22 protein-coding genes are annotated in these 18,015 nt (G+C 40.1%); 6 read left to right on the top strand and 16 right to left on the bottom strand.

Annotated elements, in window-relative coordinates:
- Positions 1–8 precede the first annotated feature (8 nt).
- The 8 genes from I6F50_RS16535 to I6F50_RS16500 all read right to left on the bottom strand — a co-directional run bounded on the left by I6F50_RS16535 (position 9) and on the right by I6F50_RS16500 (position 5,130).
- A complete protein-coding gene (locus tag I6F50_RS16535) occupies positions 9–647 on the bottom strand; it encodes a protein-L-isoaspartate(D-aspartate) O-methyltransferase (protein WP_197176757.1) in 639 nt (212 codons plus the stop codon).
- The gene (surE, locus tag I6F50_RS16530; RefSeq protein WP_197176756.1) at positions 637–1,401 is read right to left on the bottom strand and encodes a 5'/3'-nucleotidase SurE; all 765 of its coding nucleotides are present in this window, start codon (positions 1,399–1,401) and stop codon (positions 637–639) included. The genes I6F50_RS16535 and surE overlap by 11 nt, the downstream gene beginning before the upstream one ends.
- Entirely contained in the window at positions 1,382–2,434 is a 1,053-nt protein-coding gene (gene truD / locus I6F50_RS16525; RefSeq protein WP_165728449.1) for a tRNA pseudouridine(13) synthase TruD, read from the bottom strand. The genes surE and truD overlap by 20 nt, the downstream gene beginning before the upstream one ends.
- Complete coding sequence (gene ispF, locus I6F50_RS16520) at positions 2,431–2,928, bottom strand: 2-C-methyl-D-erythritol 2,4-cyclodiphosphate synthase (protein ID WP_197142421.1); 498 nt, start codon at positions 2,926–2,928, stop codon at positions 2,431–2,433. Before ispF ends, truD begins: the two co-directional genes overlap by 4 nt.
- Positions 2,925–3,626 (bottom strand): 2-C-methyl-D-erythritol 4-phosphate cytidylyltransferase, encoded by a 702-nt coding sequence (ispD, locus tag I6F50_RS16515; RefSeq protein ID WP_197142423.1) that lies wholly within the window; start codon positions 3,624–3,626, stop codon positions 2,925–2,927. The genes ispF and ispD overlap by 4 nt, the downstream gene beginning before the upstream one ends.
- Positions 3,616–3,903 carry a cell division protein FtsB gene (ftsB, locus tag I6F50_RS16510; protein WP_165728446.1) on the bottom strand — a complete coding sequence of 96 codons (288 nt, stop codon included), beginning with the start codon at positions 3,901–3,903 and terminating at the stop codon, positions 3,616–3,618. The genes ispD and ftsB overlap by 11 nt, the downstream gene beginning before the upstream one ends.
- A 31-nt stretch (positions 3,904–3,934) precedes the next feature.
- A complete protein-coding gene (locus tag I6F50_RS16505; protein WP_197119069.1) occupies positions 3,935–4,576 on the bottom strand; it encodes a hypothetical protein in 642 nt (213 codons plus the stop codon).
- A gap of 74 nt (positions 4,577–4,650) precedes the next feature.
- On the bottom strand, positions 4,651–5,130 hold the full coding sequence (locus tag I6F50_RS16500; protein ID WP_197176755.1) for a DUF2947 domain-containing protein: 480 nt from the start codon (positions 5,128–5,130) through the stop codon (positions 4,651–4,653).
- A 60-nt stretch (positions 5,131–5,190) separates the two neighbouring features.
- Between I6F50_RS16500 and I6F50_RS16495 the strand changes: the two genes are divergently transcribed.
- From I6F50_RS16495 to I6F50_RS16480, 4 genes are read left to right on the top strand one after another with little or no spacing between them, the layout of a single operon-like run.
- Entirely contained in the window at positions 5,191–5,430 is a 240-nt protein-coding gene (locus I6F50_RS16495; protein ID WP_165728443.1) for a DUF1653 domain-containing protein, read from the top strand.
- 52 nt (positions 5,431–5,482) lie between these two features.
- Positions 5,483–6,331: a MoxR family ATPase gene (locus I6F50_RS16490; RefSeq protein WP_197176753.1), complete on the top strand. Its 849-nt coding sequence runs from the start codon at positions 5,483–5,485 to the stop codon at positions 6,329–6,331.
- 1 nt (position 6,332) lies between these two features.
- Complete coding sequence (locus tag I6F50_RS16485; RefSeq protein WP_197176752.1) at positions 6,333–7,520, top strand: VWA domain-containing protein; 1,188 nt, start codon at positions 6,333–6,335, stop codon at positions 7,518–7,520.
- A 1-nt stretch (position 7,521) separates the two neighbouring features.
- Positions 7,522–7,944: a hypothetical protein gene (locus tag I6F50_RS16480; RefSeq protein WP_165728440.1), complete on the top strand. Its 423-nt coding sequence runs from the start codon at positions 7,522–7,524 to the stop codon at positions 7,942–7,944.
- Between the two features lie 208 nt (positions 7,945–8,152).
- Here I6F50_RS16480 and I6F50_RS16475 read toward each other — a convergent pair whose 3' ends face one another.
- The 4 genes from I6F50_RS16475 to I6F50_RS16460 form a co-directional block, all read right to left on the bottom strand.
- Complete coding sequence (locus I6F50_RS16475) at positions 8,153–9,001, bottom strand: hypothetical protein (RefSeq protein ID WP_197176751.1); 849 nt, start codon at positions 8,999–9,001, stop codon at positions 8,153–8,155.
- 105 nt (positions 9,002–9,106) lie between these two features.
- On the bottom strand, positions 9,107–9,421 hold the full coding sequence (locus I6F50_RS16470) for a DNA-binding transcriptional regulator (RefSeq protein ID WP_165742169.1): 315 nt from the start codon (positions 9,419–9,421) through the stop codon (positions 9,107–9,109).
- A complete protein-coding gene (locus tag I6F50_RS16465; RefSeq protein WP_039486712.1) occupies positions 9,408–9,740 on the bottom strand; it encodes a type II toxin-antitoxin system RelE/ParE family toxin in 333 nt (110 codons plus the stop codon). The genes I6F50_RS16470 and I6F50_RS16465 overlap by 14 nt, the downstream gene beginning before the upstream one ends.
- Before the next feature lie 78 nt (positions 9,741–9,818).
- A complete protein-coding gene (locus I6F50_RS16460) occupies positions 9,819–10,274 on the bottom strand; it encodes a GNAT family N-acetyltransferase (RefSeq protein WP_197176750.1) in 456 nt (151 codons plus the stop codon).
- Positions 10,275–10,892: 618 nt separating this feature from the next.
- Here I6F50_RS16460 and I6F50_RS16455 point away from each other — a divergent pair.
- Entirely contained in the window at positions 10,893–11,672 is a 780-nt protein-coding gene (locus tag I6F50_RS16455) for a hypothetical protein (protein ID WP_197176749.1), read from the top strand.
- A 15-nt stretch (positions 11,673–11,687) separates the two neighbouring features.
- Here I6F50_RS16455 and I6F50_RS16450 read toward each other — a convergent pair whose 3' ends face one another.
- The 4 genes from I6F50_RS16450 to tkt all read right to left on the bottom strand — a co-directional run bounded on the left by I6F50_RS16450 (position 11,688) and on the right by tkt (position 16,405).
- Entirely contained in the window at positions 11,688–12,923 is a 1,236-nt protein-coding gene (locus I6F50_RS16450) for an NRAMP family divalent metal transporter (RefSeq protein WP_197176748.1), read from the bottom strand.
- A gap of 142 nt (positions 12,924–13,065) precedes the next feature.
- Positions 13,066–13,422 carry a ribosome-associated translation inhibitor RaiA gene (gene raiA / locus I6F50_RS16445; protein ID WP_007376058.1) on the bottom strand — a complete coding sequence of 119 codons (357 nt, stop codon included), beginning with the start codon at positions 13,420–13,422 and terminating at the stop codon, positions 13,066–13,068.
- 187 nt (positions 13,423–13,609) lie between these two features.
- The gene (locus I6F50_RS16440; protein WP_002958974.1) at positions 13,610–13,924 is read right to left on the bottom strand and encodes a pyrimidine/purine nucleoside phosphorylase; all 315 of its coding nucleotides are present in this window, start codon (positions 13,922–13,924) and stop codon (positions 13,610–13,612) included.
- Between the two features lie 489 nt (positions 13,925–14,413).
- On the bottom strand, positions 14,414–16,405 hold the full coding sequence (gene tkt, locus I6F50_RS16435) for a transketolase (protein WP_197176747.1): 1,992 nt from the start codon (positions 16,403–16,405) through the stop codon (positions 14,414–14,416).
- Positions 16,406–16,708: 303 nt separating this feature from the next.
- On the opposite strand from tkt, the gene metK reads away from it, so the two are divergent.
- Complete coding sequence (metK, locus tag I6F50_RS16430; protein ID WP_101164183.1) at positions 16,709–17,860, top strand: methionine adenosyltransferase; 1,152 nt, start codon at positions 16,709–16,711, stop codon at positions 17,858–17,860.
- Positions 17,861–18,015 lie beyond the last annotated feature (155 nt).

Here is an 18,015-nt window from a genome sequence, read left to right as displayed (position 1 = left end):
ATGAATTCCTATTCAATATCGCCAGGTACTAGCGGCACAAATCTAACGGGAGCAATAACATGCTCTTTATAATTATCGCCTTTGCGGATAACCATTATTAATTTTTGATCACTCTCACCAATTGGGGCTAATAACACGCCGCCATCGGCTAACTGTTCAAGTAAGTCTTGCGGTACTTTAGAGGCCGCAGCAGTCACTATAATACCATCAAACGGTGCTTGTGATTGCCAGCCTTGCCAACCATCGCCATGCTTCATGGTTACATTATATAAATCGAGTTGCTGCAACCTGCGTTTTGCCTGCCACTGAAGTGTTTTAATACGCTCTACCGAGTAAACCTTAGTAAACGTTTTAGCTAATATTGCAGTTTGATAGCCAGAGCCAGTGCCAATCTCCAATACTTTATCGCGTACACCAGCAAGCCTAAGCAACTCTGTCATGCGCGCTACTATATAAGGCTGAGAAATAGTTTGCCCTTGCCCAATAGGTAACGCTGTATTTTCATAGGCTTTATGTTTTAGCACATCATCTATAAAAATATGGCGAGGAATGTCAGCTATAGCACTGAGTACTTGTGTATCTTCAACGCCTTCACGCTTTAGTAAGTCAGATAACGCTTTTGCACTGCGAGTATAATTAGCGAGCACGATTAATCTCCAAATCGGCTAACCAGTCTCCTACGGCTTTTAAGCTATCTTTGGCTGTCATATCAACACTCAATGGCGTAACAGAGGCATAACCGTTATTGATTGCGTAAAAGTCGGTACCCTCACCTGCATCGCTTTCTATGCCCAGCGATCCATACCAATAAATATCTCGACCCCAAGGATCGGTTTGTTTGGTCATGGTTTCGGCTTTGTGGCGAGCGCCTAGGCGTGTTACTTGCACCCCTTTTAATTCACTTAATGGAATATCTGGCACATTAATATTTATTATTTGATCTTTTGGCAGCGGGTGCGAAGCCAAGCCTTTAATAATATTTACGGTAACCGCGGCGGCTGTTTCAAAATGCTCGCCCTTATGTGAGCAAAGCGATACCGCAATTGCAGGTAAGCCTAAATGGCGACCTTCAGTTGCAGCGGCAACGGTACCAGAATAAAGCGTATCGTCGCCTAAATTGGCACCATGGTTAATGCCTGCAACAACTAGATCTGGTTTTTCACCAGCTAACTGGTTTACACCTAAATGTACGCAATCAGTAGGCGTGCCATTAACCGACATAAAACCATTTTCGAGCGTTGTAGCTCGCAGCGGGTTCATTAATGTTAAAGAATTACTAGCGCCACTACAGTTGCGATCAGGTGCAACAAGGGTTACATCTGCAATTTGTATAAGCGCCTGATATAAAACCGCAATGCCTTTAGCATTTACGCCATCGTCGTTACTTAACAGTATCTTCATTTATGCCATTATCCTTTTCTTTGCGCTCTCGTGGGCTTGCATCTGTGTAATCCACCAGCTCACGTAATAATGCGGTTGCAAAACACCCTTTAGGCAAACCAAAACTCAGTTTTAAACTGGTTTCATCTATGGTCTCAACCGTTAAGTTTTGCGGAATTAAACGCAGCATTCTGCGCTCATTTTTAAGACCTAGCTCACCTAAACCATCACACCATGCTTGATATGGTTCGAGCCATACTTTCTCTTGCTCGGTCAAACCTTTTTCGCTTTTACCTACCATAGGTGCCGACATCATAATATCGCCAGTGGCTAGTCGTTCTATGTTTTCGTCGTTAATTGCATCTTCAAAAAATGCGTTACTGCCGCTAAGCATAAATACTTCACGGTGCATTGTTTTAGCTAAACCATGCTCTTTAACACGCAGGCTTACTAACTGATTAAACACATGTGAGCGTGCTGCTGAAATAATGATACCGCGTAACTTTTTATCGCGAATACGCTCACCTGCAAACATTTTTTCTGCCATTACTAAGTTATGACCGCCATGCCCAAAACGTTGTTCGCCAAAGTAATTTGGCACACCTGCGCGCACGGCATTAATACGGCATAGAATATCAAGGGGCTTGGTTACATTACGCAGCGTAATAGTAAATTTATTCCCCTTGTGGCAACCCGTACGTAATTTACGGTCGTGGCGCTGTTGCGACACAATAAAAATACTCTCGCTATTTAAATCACTAAAATCGATAGGCTTTTTAATCGGTACTTTTACGCTAAACCACTGCGAGCACACACCGTGGCGATCTTTCATACCTGCGTAGCTTACGTCTCGTGGTGACACACCCGCACGTTGTGCAATTAGCTTTGCAACGTATTGCGTATTTTCGCCTTTTTTAACCACCTGCAAACACACGTGTTCGCCACTGCCGGTAAATTCTATACCTAGGTCTTCATCAACCATAAAATCTTCAGCGGTGGTTTTAAAATCAGCTTTAGAAAGCGGTGCACCGTATAAATAATTTAAATCGCTCATGCGCTTTTTGTACTCGTAAACTCTTTACTCATAATAACCACAGCATGGCTCGAAATACCTTCCCTGCGCCCTTCAAAGCCTAGCTTTTCGGTAGTAGTGGCTTTAACGTTAATTTGCGAAAGGTCACAATTTAAATCGCTGGCTAAATTAGCGCGCATAGCTTGAATGTGTGGCAGCATTTTAGGCGCCTGTGCAACAATAGTTACATCGCCATTGCCAAGTACATAACCTTGCTCTTTAGCTAAGCCAACTACATGGCGAAGTAAAATACGGCTGTCGATATTTTCATACTCGCTTGCCGTATCGGGGAAGTGCTTGCCAATATCGCCCATTGCAAGCGAGCCTAAAATAGCATCGCATAATGCATGAATAGCCACATCGCCATCTGAGTGCGCTAAAAAGCCCTGTGGATAATCAATTTTTTCACCACAAATAGTCAAAGGGCCTTCGCCACCAAATTTATGTACGTCAAAACCATGGCCAATTCGAATCATAATGCACTCTCGTTTTGTTGTTTATGTAGTAAAAACCCAGCCAGGTCTAAATCCTCTGGCGTGGTTATTTTAATATTATCGCTGCGACCCGCTACAAGCTTTACTGGTTTGCCTGCCCATTCAATTGCGCTGGCTTCATCGGTAATAGTTACTCCACTCGCTAATGCGTTTTGAAGTGCACTTTTAAGCTCGTCATATTTAAAAAACTGCGGGGTAAGTGCTTGCCATAAGTCATCGCGAGGTACAGTTTGTTCGCTGTACTCGTGTCCGCGTTTTATGGTGTCTTTTACTTTACTCGCTAAAATACCGCCTTCATCAGCGCGTATACATTCATCAATTAAACGCTCTATATCACTAATATTAACTAATGGGCGCGCAGCATCATGTACTAATACCCACGTAGGCGGGTTAGGTGCTAAAAAAAGTAAGCTATTGAGTACTGAATCTGCTCGCTCTTTTCCACCACTGGCTCGCACAATGCGATTATCAAGCAGTGGGAGTTCGTCAAAATAGGGGTCGCTGTCGCTGAGGGCAACAACAATAGAGCTTAATTGGGGTAATTGAGAAAGTTTAGCTAAGGTATGCTCTAAAATAGTTTTACCAGCTAATTGTATGTATTGCTTAGGCGCATTGTGCTGCATTCTACTGCCAACACCCGCTGCAGGAACAATTGCAGCAATAGTCTGTTTATTTGTCATATTGTTTGCCCGGTAAAACACGAATAAATGTTTCGTCCGGTTTAATCATTCCCAATTCGTTGCGTGCACGCTCTTCAATGCCTTCTTGGCCAAGCTTTAAATCTTCAATATCTGCTTTAAGCACTTTATTTCGTTTAATGAGCTTTTCGTTGGTTTGTTGATGCGATGCAACAGCACCTTTTAGCCGTGTGTAGTCTTGTAAACCATTATGACCAAACCATAATCTGTATTGTACAAACAGTGCTAAGCACAGTAAGCCAACTTGAAAAATACGCATTTAACACTCCTTATTTTAAATTCCAAATACCTTAACTTTCATACGCTAAGGGGCGCTTTAGATTGCGCCAATTAATACTACCCGCTAAAAGCATTTCACGTAGTGATAAAACCCGTGGCATACAACGCTTCGAAAATTGCCACTGGTGCCCACAACATGCCCCCGTTAAACTCACTTTACTTGGCTTTATTAGCTGAGCATTTTGTTGCTCGAGCCCATTACCTAAAAAATCAAACCAACCGAGCTCATTGCAATGCAACTTATTTTCACCTAACTGATCAATGCTATCTATTCTAAGGCGCACCTGATCGTAACCATGCAATATAACGGGCACTATAAGCCCCACTTTGGCATACGTTTGATAAAAAAGTTCATTAGCGTGAACATTCACATCGGGTGGAGTCGGTTTTTGCTTTTCAAGCCACGTCCCGTTTTGCGCATCCAGCGTAAAAGGCGTGTCGCCATTAGCTACTAACGTTGCCGCTCGCTCAATATAATAAGGTAGGCTTTTTAACTGGCGGCGCAATTTCTCGGCATTAGGCTCTGCAACTAATCGCTGAACCTCACGCTGATAAAACGCATTACACAATTGTGCATACAACACTTTTTGTGCATCAGTTTGCCAAATTTCAACTTGCTGCTGAGCACCAAGTGACTGATTTTTAGCGACCAATAGCTATACTCAAAAATATTCAGGTAAATGTTTTATAACACAGTATTGAGTATTTTTTAAGCGCAGCGCACTATTTAAGCGCTTGGCTTTTCACCTAATTTTGCTTTACCTGATTCTAAAAATTGCACAACCGTATTACGCTTTTTACCGATCAATAAACTGCCATCGGCTAAAAACATAAAGTTTTGCCAATTGCGTTTAAATACATCAAACGTCGTTTCGATAATATTATCGCGCGCCATACAAAAATAAACCGTGGTATTAGCTTCCCAATCTAAAAAAGTTAAGATTGCTTCTGGTGGTTGCGCATCACCATTTTCCCATGCATCTTGCCAATCTACTTCTTGGCTAAAGCTTTTTTCTTGTCCGCACCAATCGGTGTCTTCAAAAAAATCTGGGTGGTCAAACTCACGGCTCACCATGGTTGTCCAAAGTACGGCTGCACGCTCATCGCCCATAGGCTTTATTTTTGCTGCGTCTTCATCAGATACAGGTAAGTCTTTATGACGAAAAACCCATGCTTTTTTGTAATCATCTAGGATAATATAGTTCATAGTGTTGGCAAATTAGTTAACATTAAAAGTGCAAAGCCAAATTATACAAGAGATCAAAACATGACTACAGCAATAAAACCACTTTCCCTCAAACCAGGTATGTACCAACACTACAAAGGGCCGCAATACAAAGTTATTCACGTTGCCACCCATAGCGAAACCGAGGAACAACTTGTGATTTACCAAGCACTCTATGGTGAATTTGGAATCTGGGCGCGCCCACTTAGTATGTTTTTAGAAACTATTGAAAAAGACGGTGAGGTCATACCGCGTTTTGCCTACCTTGGACCTGCCGTTTAACTATGGCATTATAACAAAATAACTTACTCCTCAGACCAGACAAGGGTACACCGTGCAATTTAATTCTACTGACAATTACATCGCAAGCAGCTCGCTAAAACAGGCAGTAAATGCCGCCATTATGCTCGAAAAACCACTTTTAATTAAAGGCGAACCAGGCACAGGTAAAACCATGCTGGCTGAGGAGTTGGCTAAAAGCTTAGATACCACGCTTATTCAGTGGCATATAAAATCGACCACTAAAGCACAGCAAGGCTTATACGAGTACGACGCGGTTTCGCGCCTGCGCGACAGCCAATTAGGTGACGAGCGTGTACACAATATTGGCAACTACATCGTTAAAGGTAAGCTTTGGCAAGCGTTTACATATGCAGAGCTTAACGGCAAACGCCCAGTGCTTTTAATTGATGAAATAGACAAAGCCGACATAGAGTTCCCAAACGACTTACTACTTGAGCTCGATAAAATGGAGTTTCATGTTTACGAAACTAATGAGCGTATTGTCGCAAAAGAGCGCCCTATTGTGATCATCACTTCCAATAATGAAAAAGAATTACCGGACGCATTTTTACGCCGCTGCTTTTTTCATTACATTGATTTTCCTAGCAGCGATGAAATGCAGCAAATTATTGACGTGCACTACCCTAACGTTAAACAGGATTTAGTACGCCAAGCACTTGAAGTGTTTTTTAATCTGCGTGAAGCTAACGGCCTTAAAAAGAAGCCATCCACCAGCGAATTACTCGACTGGTTAAAGCTTTTAATGGCTGAAGACATAGACGCTAAAACACTGCACGACAAAGCTAAAAAAGGTGGTTTAATGCCCATGTTTGGCGCATTACTTAAAAATGAGCAAGACATAAGCCTAATCGAAAAACTTGCCTTTATGAGCCGCCGTTAAGATGTTGATTGCGTTTTTCTTCAAACTGCGTGAATACCGCTTGCCTGTAAGCCTGCGCGAGCTACTTGATTTAATTAACGCCTTAAAAAAAGGCGTTATATTTGCCGACGTAGACGCCTTTTACCATTTAGCACGCACCATAATGGTAAAAGATGAAACGCACTTTGATCGATTCGACAAAGCTTTTAGCGACTACTTTAGCGGTATTGCCGACCTTGATTTACTCGAGAGTTTAAAGCAACAGCACAACTTACCTGAAGATTGGCTACGTAAAGAGTTTGAAAAAAACTTAAGCGATGAAGAAAAAGCTCAGCTAAAAGCTATGGGTGGGCTCGACGAGCTTATGAAAACCCTAAAAGAGCGTTTAGAAGAGCAACAAAAACGCCACGCAGGCGGCAATAAATGGGTGGGCACTGGCGGCACATCACCTTTTGGTGCATACGGCTATAACCCAGAAGGTGTGCGTATAGGGCAAGACGGCAACCGTAACCGCCAAGCGGTAAAAGTGTGGGATAAACGAGAATACAAAAACCTCGACACCGACAGAGAAATTAGTTCGCGCACAGTTAAACTCGCCCTTAAAAAGTTACGAAAGTTTGCCCGCACTGGCGCAAGCGACACGCTTGATTTAAACGAGACTATTCGCGCTACTGCAAAACAAGGCGGCATGCTTGATGTAAAAATGGCACCCGAGCGCCATAATGCCGTAAAAGTGTTGATGCTATTTGATATTGGCGGCTCAATGGATGACTACATTCATACCTGCGAAGAGCTATTTAGCGCCGCCCACAGTGAGTTTAAGCACTTAGAGTTTTACTACTTTCATAACTGTTTATACGAGCACGTTTGGCAAGACAATGCGCGGCGCCACTCAAACGTAATAGACACCATGACGCTGATTAATAAATTTACCAGCGACTATAAAGTAATATTTGTTGGCGATGCCACTATGGGACCTTACGAAATAGCTTATGCGGGCGGCTCGGTAGAACACTACAATGAAGAGCCCGGCAGTGTATGGTTATCACGAATCACCAACCACTTTGATAAAGTCGCTTGGCTCAACCCACAATCCGTTGAACACTGGCCGTACTATCAATCAATTGGCTTTATAAAAGAGCTAATGAACAACCGCATGTATGCGCTGAGTTTAGATGGGATAAGTAAAGCGATAAAAGAGCTGAGTTAAAATGAATAATAGGAATATATTAAAATTAGTTTTGTTTGCATCACTTATTATAAATATGGTTTTTATTACTATCTTTATAAGTGACTCTAAAAAGGATGAAAGCATTTATTTATTAGCAAGCAATGTTGAAGCTAAATGCTTGAATGATTGGAAATCACAAGACTCTAGGGTGCCTTTTATTACCTCTCATCAAATTTTAGGGCCAGATCCTTTTACTGAATATAACCTTTTAGAGCTGGGAGGTTATGATCAGTCAACATCTTTCACATACGAATTCTCAGCATGTTTTAAAGATAAATTTTCTACAGTAAGAACAATTGCAGAGATGAAATATGCTATTGATTTCATGGGTAAGCAATCAAAAAATGTTGGATTTTATAAATCACCAAATTCTGATGAAATTGTTGTTTACTCAAATGAGTAACAATTAAACTAGATTGGCTAAACTCATAACTCGTTGAGCATTAGCTGTACTATCAATCAATTGGCTTTATAAAAAAGCTAATGAACAATCGCATGTATGCGCTTAGTTTAGATGGGATAAGTAGAGCGATAAAAGAGCTGAGTTAGATTAAAGTATTGCCAAAAAATTAAAACTGTTTAAAAATAATAGCTCCCTCAAATCAAAATATCTAACTCAATGGGGAGCCATCAATAAATATTGGAGATCCATAGTCATCTGAAGTAGTTAACCCTTTTGGATAACGTTTTTTTATTCTGTTTTTTGATAGTTCTTCAGCTGTAGAAAGCATTGCAATTAGAGGTTTGAGCTCTCCCAAACTAATATCGATACCTTCAAACTGATACAGCTCACATATGAGATTTTTATGAAGCTCAAAAAGCTTGTTTAAACAAAATGGATTTTTGGTCGGGAAAGAAATTCCATAATATCTAAAACCTCTCAAATAATCTTGTTTTAAACTATATATAGTCACTTTAGGAGTATGAATGTCCGAGTTAGGGACACTACCTACAAACTTTGACTTCTCATTTGTAGTTTTTATATAGAAGCGAGCAATTTCGAGAGTTACTTCTGTGTTATAACTCTTCTGAGCGCTTTTAGAAAATAGTGATTTGTATAAAACTCTTTGTTGAATTTCAAATCCAAAACTTTTCTCAAGATACTTACAATACTTGTCAAATATTTCGCAGTGCTCGTAATAATTTCTAAGTGTTGTTTGGCTTATTATTTGCTTAGAATTATGAATTCTTATAATTATGAGACTAAAAATAACAGCCAAGGGTAATAAACTAAGCGAAAACGAATAATAACTCACGAATTCCTTTAACGATGAAGAGCTTAAGGAAAGTTGAAAATCATTACTTTCGATTAATTCACATGTTGGTGTGATTGAAAAAAATATAGACAAAAAAATTGGTATAATAATAGCTAATTGAAATAACTTACCTTCATGAACCGCTTTTTTTTCGTCAATTAAGAGCTTTATTGATAACCAATTAAAAATGCTATTTAAAGTCATAATATCTCTCAATTAATATGAATAAATAATTAGTTCGCGTCTATCTTTGTCTTTTAAATAAGTAATACAGAGTAGATTTGAATTACTTAGATACGTATCATGAACTTACAACTCAGCTATGTGATTTAGCGTCTCAGGATGACGCTGCACAAGCTTTAGCAATGTTATCGCTTGCCCATTAGGTGCACTGCGTCCTTGCTCCCAGTTTTCGAGCGTTCTTGCTGATGTATGTAAAATGTTTGCAAATACCCCGCGCGACATATTAAATGTTTCTCGAATATTTACTATTTCATCGGGTGAGATAGCAAGATCATTAATATCATTTACCGTATGAGTACGTAACGTAAGCTTTCCTTGTGAATGCGCTTTAGCGTTCACAAGTGCTGTAGTTAATTCTGAAAATAAATCACGTTTGCTCATTGCGCCACACCTCTAAGAATTCTTTTAATTGCTTTTTCTGATCTGCTGTTAAATCGGTTACTTCGTTTTTACTGTAGATAGTGAGTAGATAAAAACGTCTTTTATCGTCCAAGTAATAATATATAACTCTTGAACCACCACGCTTACCCTTTCCTTTACTCGCAACTCGTATTTTACGTAAGCCGCCTGTTCCTTGAATCACATCGCCCTGTTTAGGATTAACCATTAGATCTGCTTGAAATAAACGATACTCGTCATCACTCAAGTACAGCTCTCGGTACTTTTCGAATATGTTTGATTCAACAAATAGGCTTTTCATACATTAAAGTATACGCAGATAGCGTATAAATTCAATTAAAGATTTTAAACGATTGGCGGCAGGTATCTCTTGCTTTAGCTAAAGCCCTTTACTCATAAACAAGCTGTACGGGTCTAGCTCATAATCACCAAACGGCTCACACTCTTTAAAACCAAATTGAGCATAAAGCTTTTGTGCCGGTAAAAATGCCTCTGCGGTGCCGGTCTCTAAACTTAGTGTTTTATAACCACGCAGTGTGGATTGCTCAATAATATGGGTGAGCAACTTAGTAGCTATACCTTGGCGTAAATGGTTACTTGAAGTGCGCATTGATTTAATTTCGCCATGCGTTGTATTTAGTGCTTTTAAAGCGCCAACACCCGCTAAATTATTATCAATCCATAAGCTATAAAAAGTTATGCCGGGCTGAGTGAGTTTACTTACATCAAGTGCATGCACGCTCTCGACGGGTGAGTGCTTTAGCATATCGTTATGATGCCCTTGTAGTAGCTTTATAACGTGTGGGTTTGAAAGTTCACCTGTTCTAATATCCATTTATACCTCGTTTAATCCTAGAATTTAATGCTTGAGGGCTTTAGGGCTTTAATTAAAACCCTAAAGTAAGGGGTTATATTTAGGCTGCTAGCTCCCACACTATAAACGCTACTGCAAAACCTACTAAATACACTAGTCCTAACCACGTTAAGCTACGTAATAACACGCTGTGTTTTATTGCTAAATCAAACTAGACATCCACCTTAATTAAACAAACAAAGCTATCTCAATTAAGATAGGTGTTGTCTTAATTTTTTTACCTCGCGAGTAGTAAAAAAAAAACCAAAAACGCGGCTTAAAGCCGCGCCTACAAATATAACCCCAATCCTGTAGGCGCGAGTTTACCTCGCGAACATGCTTAATAAAACATACTTAACAACAAAATTTAGGGTGGGTGTTTTGTTGGTGTCTTGTTTATTTTTGTTTTATGAGCGACCTGATAAAAAGCGGATCGTTACCCAAATCAGAGGGCGAGTATTTTTTTGTTCGCACTACTGAATAACTTATTTACACGTGGTTTTCAATTGTGAGTAAGGGTAATCTTTACCAAATTGAACTTTTGATTAAAACCGTTATAATTCACGCACTTTTGATTAAAGCTGTTGTAATTCATCCATTATGAAAAATATTTTTATTGTTATTTCACTCATTTTAGCCGTTTTTTTTGGCTACAACTATTTCACTTCCAACTCGACAAAAGTTGTATTAGATAGCGCATCCGAAACTTCAACACAAAAACTTGCTAACAATTGGGATGATATCACTCTTCCAAAAGAGATTGAAAATCATTCAAATATTGAAGCTTGTGATACAACAGAGGCAAACATTTGTTTTGGCTCAGGAAGTATATTTTACAAAGAAACCAAAGATGTGACTGTAGCAAGCTTAGTATCAACTGCAGAAACATCGCGTTACGGTGTCCAGGTTAAAAAAACAGGTGAGCTGTTTGTGTTTTCTATAGAGAATGACATTTCTGACGACGAACTGGATTTTGGTAATATTGCTTGTTACAAATATGAGGGTAGTGAAGAAGGCTTTACCGAAACGCGTGAATTAAAATTAGATATTTACGGTACAAAAGTAACAGGGACAAAGTTAGGTTACTCCCAATCAGTTGAATACAGCGTTGGGTATGAAGGTATTGTTGAAGGAGTACTAAACAGCCTTGGAGGAAATACTGTAAATGCTATCACTACACTTACTATTGCAGATGGAGGGGAGATCCGCCAAGAAGAAATATACATTTTAGGTGAAAACTCAATGACTGAAATGCGATATCGTTTAGTCGATGATTTTAAAAATAGTATTTTACGTATCGATAAGAGTATAAAAAAATCCGCAGAAGGTCAGATTTTCCCTATTGAGTATAAATATAACAAAGTAGAGTGCCCGTTATAGGGCTTTGATCTTTAATTAGGCTGCCAACTTCCAAATTATAAAAGCTAAAGCAAAGCCTACTAAATACACTAGCCCTAACCACGTTAAACTACGTAGTAACACGCTATGTTTTATAGCAGGCTCTGATCGCACAAGGCTAAAGTTAAGCCATGCAAAAATAGGCGTTGTAACAAATGAAAGCGTCATCGCAAACGTAAGCATGGGGCCAAGGGCTGATTTAAAAAATAAAATAACCGCCATACCGGCAAGTGCTTGTAGTATTAACCAAATATTTAGACTGTTTTTTGATTGTTTAAAGCCAAGTAGTTTATGAGATTCGTTAAGCGTACGGGCGTAGCCATCAAGCACGGTGAGTGTCGTACCAAACATACATAAAAAAGCGATTGCTGATACAAGCGGCCTTGCCCACTCGCCTATTGTTAATGCGTACATATCAATAAGCTGCTTGGCAAACGCGACACCACCGAGTTCTATGCTGCTGGTTTGCCCGTATTGCACTAATACACCTAAGCTAAAAAACACCAAGGCTAAGCCGGCTGTAAGCCAGTAACCTACGTTAAAATCGAACAGGCCTTGGCTTTTAGTGACTGTTTGCTGCGCTTGTTTTTCTTTTAGCCATAAAGAGCTTAATGCAGATATTTCGATAGGCGCTGGCATCCACCCCATTAAAGCCACCATAAAACTCAGCATTGCAAGTTCGTACGGTGAAGGACCAACGTAGTCAGCAGGTGCCATTGGACCGTTACTAAATGCTATAGCAAGAGCAATTAATGTTGCAAGTGTAAGCAGCCCCATAATGCCTTTGGCAACGTTATCGAGCGCTTTAAAGTGCCCAAGTAGTAATATAACTAAACATACCCCTAGCAGCATCCAACAAAGTAAGGTTACTTCAATAACAATAGGTAGAGCGTAATGCAGTAAGCTTGCGGTAAGCAGTAATACGCCGGCGGTATTAACAACGGCGGCTACAATGTTTAAACCAATAAAGCTGTAAAAATAAAATGGACCTTTGCTTTTGTAACCCTCCACCAAGCTATTTTTAGTGGCGAGTGTGTACTCCATACCAAAGCGAAAAAACGGATACTTTAAAACATTAACAACAAGTATTAGCCAAAATAATTGCCAGCCAAATATTGCTCCAGCTTGTGTAGAGGCAACTAAGTGAGAACCACCAATAGCGGCCGTTGCCATTAAGATCCCAGGTCCAAGCGCACCTATTTTAGATTTCCATACTGCTTTTGTTTTCTGCATTAATTTCTCAAAATATGTGTGTTGTGTGTTCTTTTTATTAACTTTTATAATTAATAAACTGCAAGAACGCATAACTTACCTAAATTACAGGCAATAAAAAAGAGCCATGCGGCTCTTTTTTACAATACTTTGTGACTAATTCTTATTTAAGATCCATCTCTTGGATGATCTCGTGTGCGATTTCAGGTGTCGTGCTTACAGGCTTTTCGTGTAAGTTAGCTTTTATTTGCCCTTTTCGATGTTTTAGTGCCGCATCGAGTTTTTTAGCTGCGCTTGCAATGGCAGGGTACATAACTTCGTTTTCCCCTTTTACCGATATGCGCGTGCCTTCGTAATTTGTGCTAATTTCAGCTTGGATCTTATGATGCTCTTTAGACAAAATAATATCGAGCGCAATAAGCGATGGGAAATGGCTCTCGATTTTTGAAAATTTTTCGTTGATGTGCTCTCTAATAGAGTCAGTAACTTCAACATGGTGACCAGAAAGATTAATTTTCATAGGGTATCCTTTTATTTGTTACCTACAATTAGTATTGGGGGCTATTTAGATTAACACAAGGAAAAAAGAGAGATATTTGAGGATTATTTACGGCTTTTGGTGATTTAAATCATGTGTTGCGCAAAGTTTATGCAAAGCCCACATTGCATGGGCTTTCAGACGTCTACTTAATTTAAGCTCTGATTGATTAATCTGTATACGAACAACAGTAGTCAGCAAAATCAGATACTTTTACTTTAAAGCTTACGTTTGCATCAACATTAAACGATTCACCCGCGTTAAATGTTTTCCACTCACTTGCACCTGGTAATAAAATATCCCATTGGCCAGCTAAAAGCTCCATGCACTCTTTTTGGTTTGTATCAAAAACAAACTCACCTGGTTGCATAAAGCCTAACGTTTTCGCTTCGCCATCACCTAAAATAACGGTACGGCTCGACACTTTTCCGTCAAAATATACATTGGCTTTTTTTACTACACTTACGTTATCGAACTTTGGCATTTTTAGCTCCTGCTATTAATTTAAGATTTTTATTTATAAATTTTATCGCACTACATTGCCTGATAGGTAAATAGCTTGCAAGAGAAGCGTATTGAAAGTTACTCACTTAAAGTATTAATAGCAGCCCTTTGGGTAGTATTAAATAAATTAGAAGCTGCCTTCCCACATGAGCAAACTCTACGCCTACCACTCAAAATTATACCAACCTGCATAAATCTTTGATCAATTTAACGAATTAAATTGCACTATAACGTCGTTAAAAGTTTTTTATTTAGAACAACTAGATATAAAAACTTTTGCCTAGTTCTAGCGTAATTTTCTTAACGTTTAATAGACCCCATATATAAGCAGATTGGTATTAAACTCCCTGTAGACGCGCAGCTTGCTGGCGTTTTAAAGCAACGCTTTTACAGTTATTCAAACAAAAAAGCCCGCGCTGTTTTTCACAGTGCGGGCTTTTCAATTACTTACTTTATTTAATCAAAGCGATTAAAAAAGCTCGTTTGCTTTGCTTACAATATTTGCCACTGTAAAACCAAAGTGCTCAAACAGCTCGCCTGCAGGTGCTGACTCACCAAAGGTAGTCATACCTACTACTGCGCCGTTTAGACCTACGTACTTGTACCAGTAGTCAGCAATACCCGCTTCTACTGCTACGCGGCGTGAAACAGATGCCGGTAATACGCTTTCTTTGTATGCTGCGCTTTGATCTTCAAAGGCATCAGTACATGGCATAGATACAACACGTACCTTTTTACCTTGGCTGCGTAGTTCGCTTGCTGAATCTTGTGCTAGTTGCACTTCAGAGCCCGTCGCAATAAAGATAATCTCTGGGTTGCCATCACAGCTAAGGATGTAACCACCTTTTTTAACGTCACTTAATTGCTGTGCGTCACGTGCTTGTTGCTCAAGACCTTGGCGAGTAAAGATAAGCGATGTAGGGCCGTCTTTACGCTCAATAGCTTGTTGCCATGCAATTGCCGACTCAACTTGGTCACACGGACGCCAGTTGTATAAGTTAGGCGTTAAACGCATGCTTGCAATTTGCTCTACTGGTTGGTGAGTTGGACCATCTTCACCTAAACCAATTGAATCGTGCGTGTAAACAAAAATGCTTGGTTGCTTCATTAATGCAGCCATACGTACAGCATTTTTTGCGTATTCAACAAACATTAAGAACGTAGCACCGTAAGGAATAAAGCCTTTATGAAGGGCAATACCATTCATGATGGCCGACATACCAAACTCACGTACACCGTAGTAAATGTAGTTACCGCTTGCATCATCGCGTGTTAAACCTTTAGAGCCATCCCAAATGGTTAAATTTGAGCCTGCTAAATCGGCTGAGCCACCCATAAATTCTGGTAATAACGGACCAAATGCATTTAGTGCATTTTGCGATGCTTTACGAGACGCTGGGTTTGCTGGGTTTGCTTGTAATTGCTCAATATACGCTTGAGATTTTTCAGCCCAATCGCCAGGAAGTTCGTTGTTAATACGACGCTTGTATTCAGCTGCAAGCTCTGGGTATGCTTTTGCGTATGCTGCAAATTTTTCGTCCCAGCTTGATTCAAGCTGTTGACCTTTTTCTTTGCTATCCCATTGTGCGTAAATATCATCAGGAATTTCGAACGCATCGCCAGTCCAACCTAAAAATTCGCGAGACGCTTTAATTTCGTCATCACCTAGTGGAGCACCATGACAATCGTGGCTACCTGATTTGTTAGGTGAACCATAACCAATAATTGTTTTACAACAAATTAGTGATGGCTTGTCGGTTACACTTTTAGCCTCTGCAATTGCAGCACTTACAGCATCGCTGTCGTGGCCATCAACACCACTAATCACATGCCAACCGTACGCTTTAAAGCGCGCTGGTGTATCATCGGTAAACCAACCTTCTACTTCACCATCGATTGAAATGCCGTTGTCATCCCAAAACGCAACAAGTTTACCAAGGCCTAATGTGCCTGCAAGTGAACCTGCTTCATGTGAAATACCTTCCATAAGGCAACCGTCGCCCATAAATGCATAGGTAAAGTGATCAACAATATCGTGACCTTCACGGTTAAACTGTGCAGCTAGCGCTTTTTCAGCAATTGCCATACCTACGGCATTTGTGATCCCTTGACCTAAAGGACCCGTAGTAGTTTCGATTCCTGGTGCATAGCCATATTCAGGGTGACCTGGTGTTTTAGAATGCATTTGACGGAAGTTTTTAATTTCGTCTAGCGGTAAGTCGTAACCACTTAGGTGCAATAGAGAATATATAAGCATTGAACCGTGGCCGTTTGAAAGAATAAATCTGTCACGGTCAGCCCACTCTGGATTCGTTGGGTTATGTTTTAGATAATCGCGCCATAGTACTTCTGCGATATCAGCCATGCCCATAGGGGCTCCAGGGTGACCAGATTTGGCCTTTTGTACTGCGTCCATTGACAAGACGCGAATAGCATTTGCAAGTTCTTTGCGAGATGGCATGAATTCTCCTACCTTTATTTGTATTTGCGCGGGTATTTATGTAATCGTTTATGCTCATAAGTCACTTAAGAGCTTTTATGGCACCATTCTTACTTATTGTGGGGGCGGTGTGCAATTAAAAACCCCATAAAAATGAGGCATTATGAATATTTTTTAAGACCAAAAAGTTATTATACATTTTATTTAGACGTCTAGGCGTAAAAACACTATGCAAGATGTTTTGTTTTCGATAAAATACGCCCCTTAATTTTTTAGCGCTAATACCGACGTTTGTGAAGCGCAATATTTGTGAGCAGAATTACAATGGCAAAACATTTATTTACTTCTGAATCAGTTTCTGAAGGTCATCCGGATAAAATCGCCGATCAAATCTCTGATGCGGTACTTGATGCTATCCTAGAGCAAGACTCTCATGCCCGTGTTGCATGCGAAACTTACGTAAAAACCGGTATGGTTATGGTTGGTGGTGAAATCACTACTAGCGCATGGGTTGATATCGAAGAAATTACACGTAAAACAATTCGTGACATTGGCTACACAAATTCAGACATGGGCTTTGATGCCGATTCATGTGCAATTTTAAACACTATTGGTAAACAGTCTCCAGACATTAACCAAGGTGTTGACCGTACTAGCCCAGAAGAGCAAGGCGCTGGCGACCAAGGCTTAATGTTTGGTTACGCATGTAACGAAACAGAAGTACTAATGCCTGCTCCAATTACTTACTCACACCGTTTAGTTCAGCGCCAAGCTGAGGTTCGTAAAAGCGGCGAGCTTAACTGGTTACGTCCAGATGCAAAATCTCAAGTGACTTTTGCATACGAAAACGGTAAGCCAGTAGGTATTGATGCTGTTGTACTTTCTACTCAGCACAGCGAAGACATTTCGCAAAAAGATTTAGTAGAAGCGGTGATGGAAACAATCATCAAGCCGGTACTTCCTGCAGAACTTATTACAAGTGCAACTAAGTTTTTCATTAACCCAACAGGTCGCTTTGTAATTGGCGGACCAATGGGTGACTGTGGTTTAACTGGTCGTAAAATTATTGTAGATACATACGGTGGTATGGCTCGTCACGGTGGTGGTGCTTTCTCTGGTAAAGATCCATCAAAAGTTGACCGTTCAGCAGCATACGCTGCACGTTACGTTGCTAAAAACATTGTTGCTGCTGGTCTTGCTGACAAGTGTGAGCTACAAGTTTCTTACGCAATTGGTGTTGCAGAGCCTACTTCTATCAGCGTTGAAACGTTTGGTACAAGCAAGCTAGAAGAAAGCCGTTTAATCGAGCTTATTCGTGAACATTTTGACCTGCGCCCTTACGGCTTAATTCAAATGCTTGATTTAGAGCGCCCTATCTACCTTCCTACAGCGGCTTACGGCCACTTTGGTCGTGACGAATTCCCTTGGGAACGTACAGATAAAGCAGACGCACTTCGCGCAGCTGCTGGCCTTTAAGTCAAAATTGTTGTAGTAAATTAAAAACGGCCCTTTTAAGGGCCGTTTTTGCATCTAAAACTTATTCGCTATATTGTTTGTAGAGCGTCTACAAAATAACTATTAAATCGACCTCGAATTCTTTTGTACTTTAGGTATATACTCATTTCATTATA

This window comes from Pseudoalteromonas sp. NZS127_1 (genome assembly GCF_015864295.1).
In the GTDB taxonomy this organism is placed as follows: Bacteria; Pseudomonadota; Gammaproteobacteria; order Enterobacterales; family Alteromonadaceae; genus Pseudoalteromonas; species Pseudoalteromonas arctica.
This window is presented reverse-complemented; position numbering and strand designations above follow the sequence as displayed.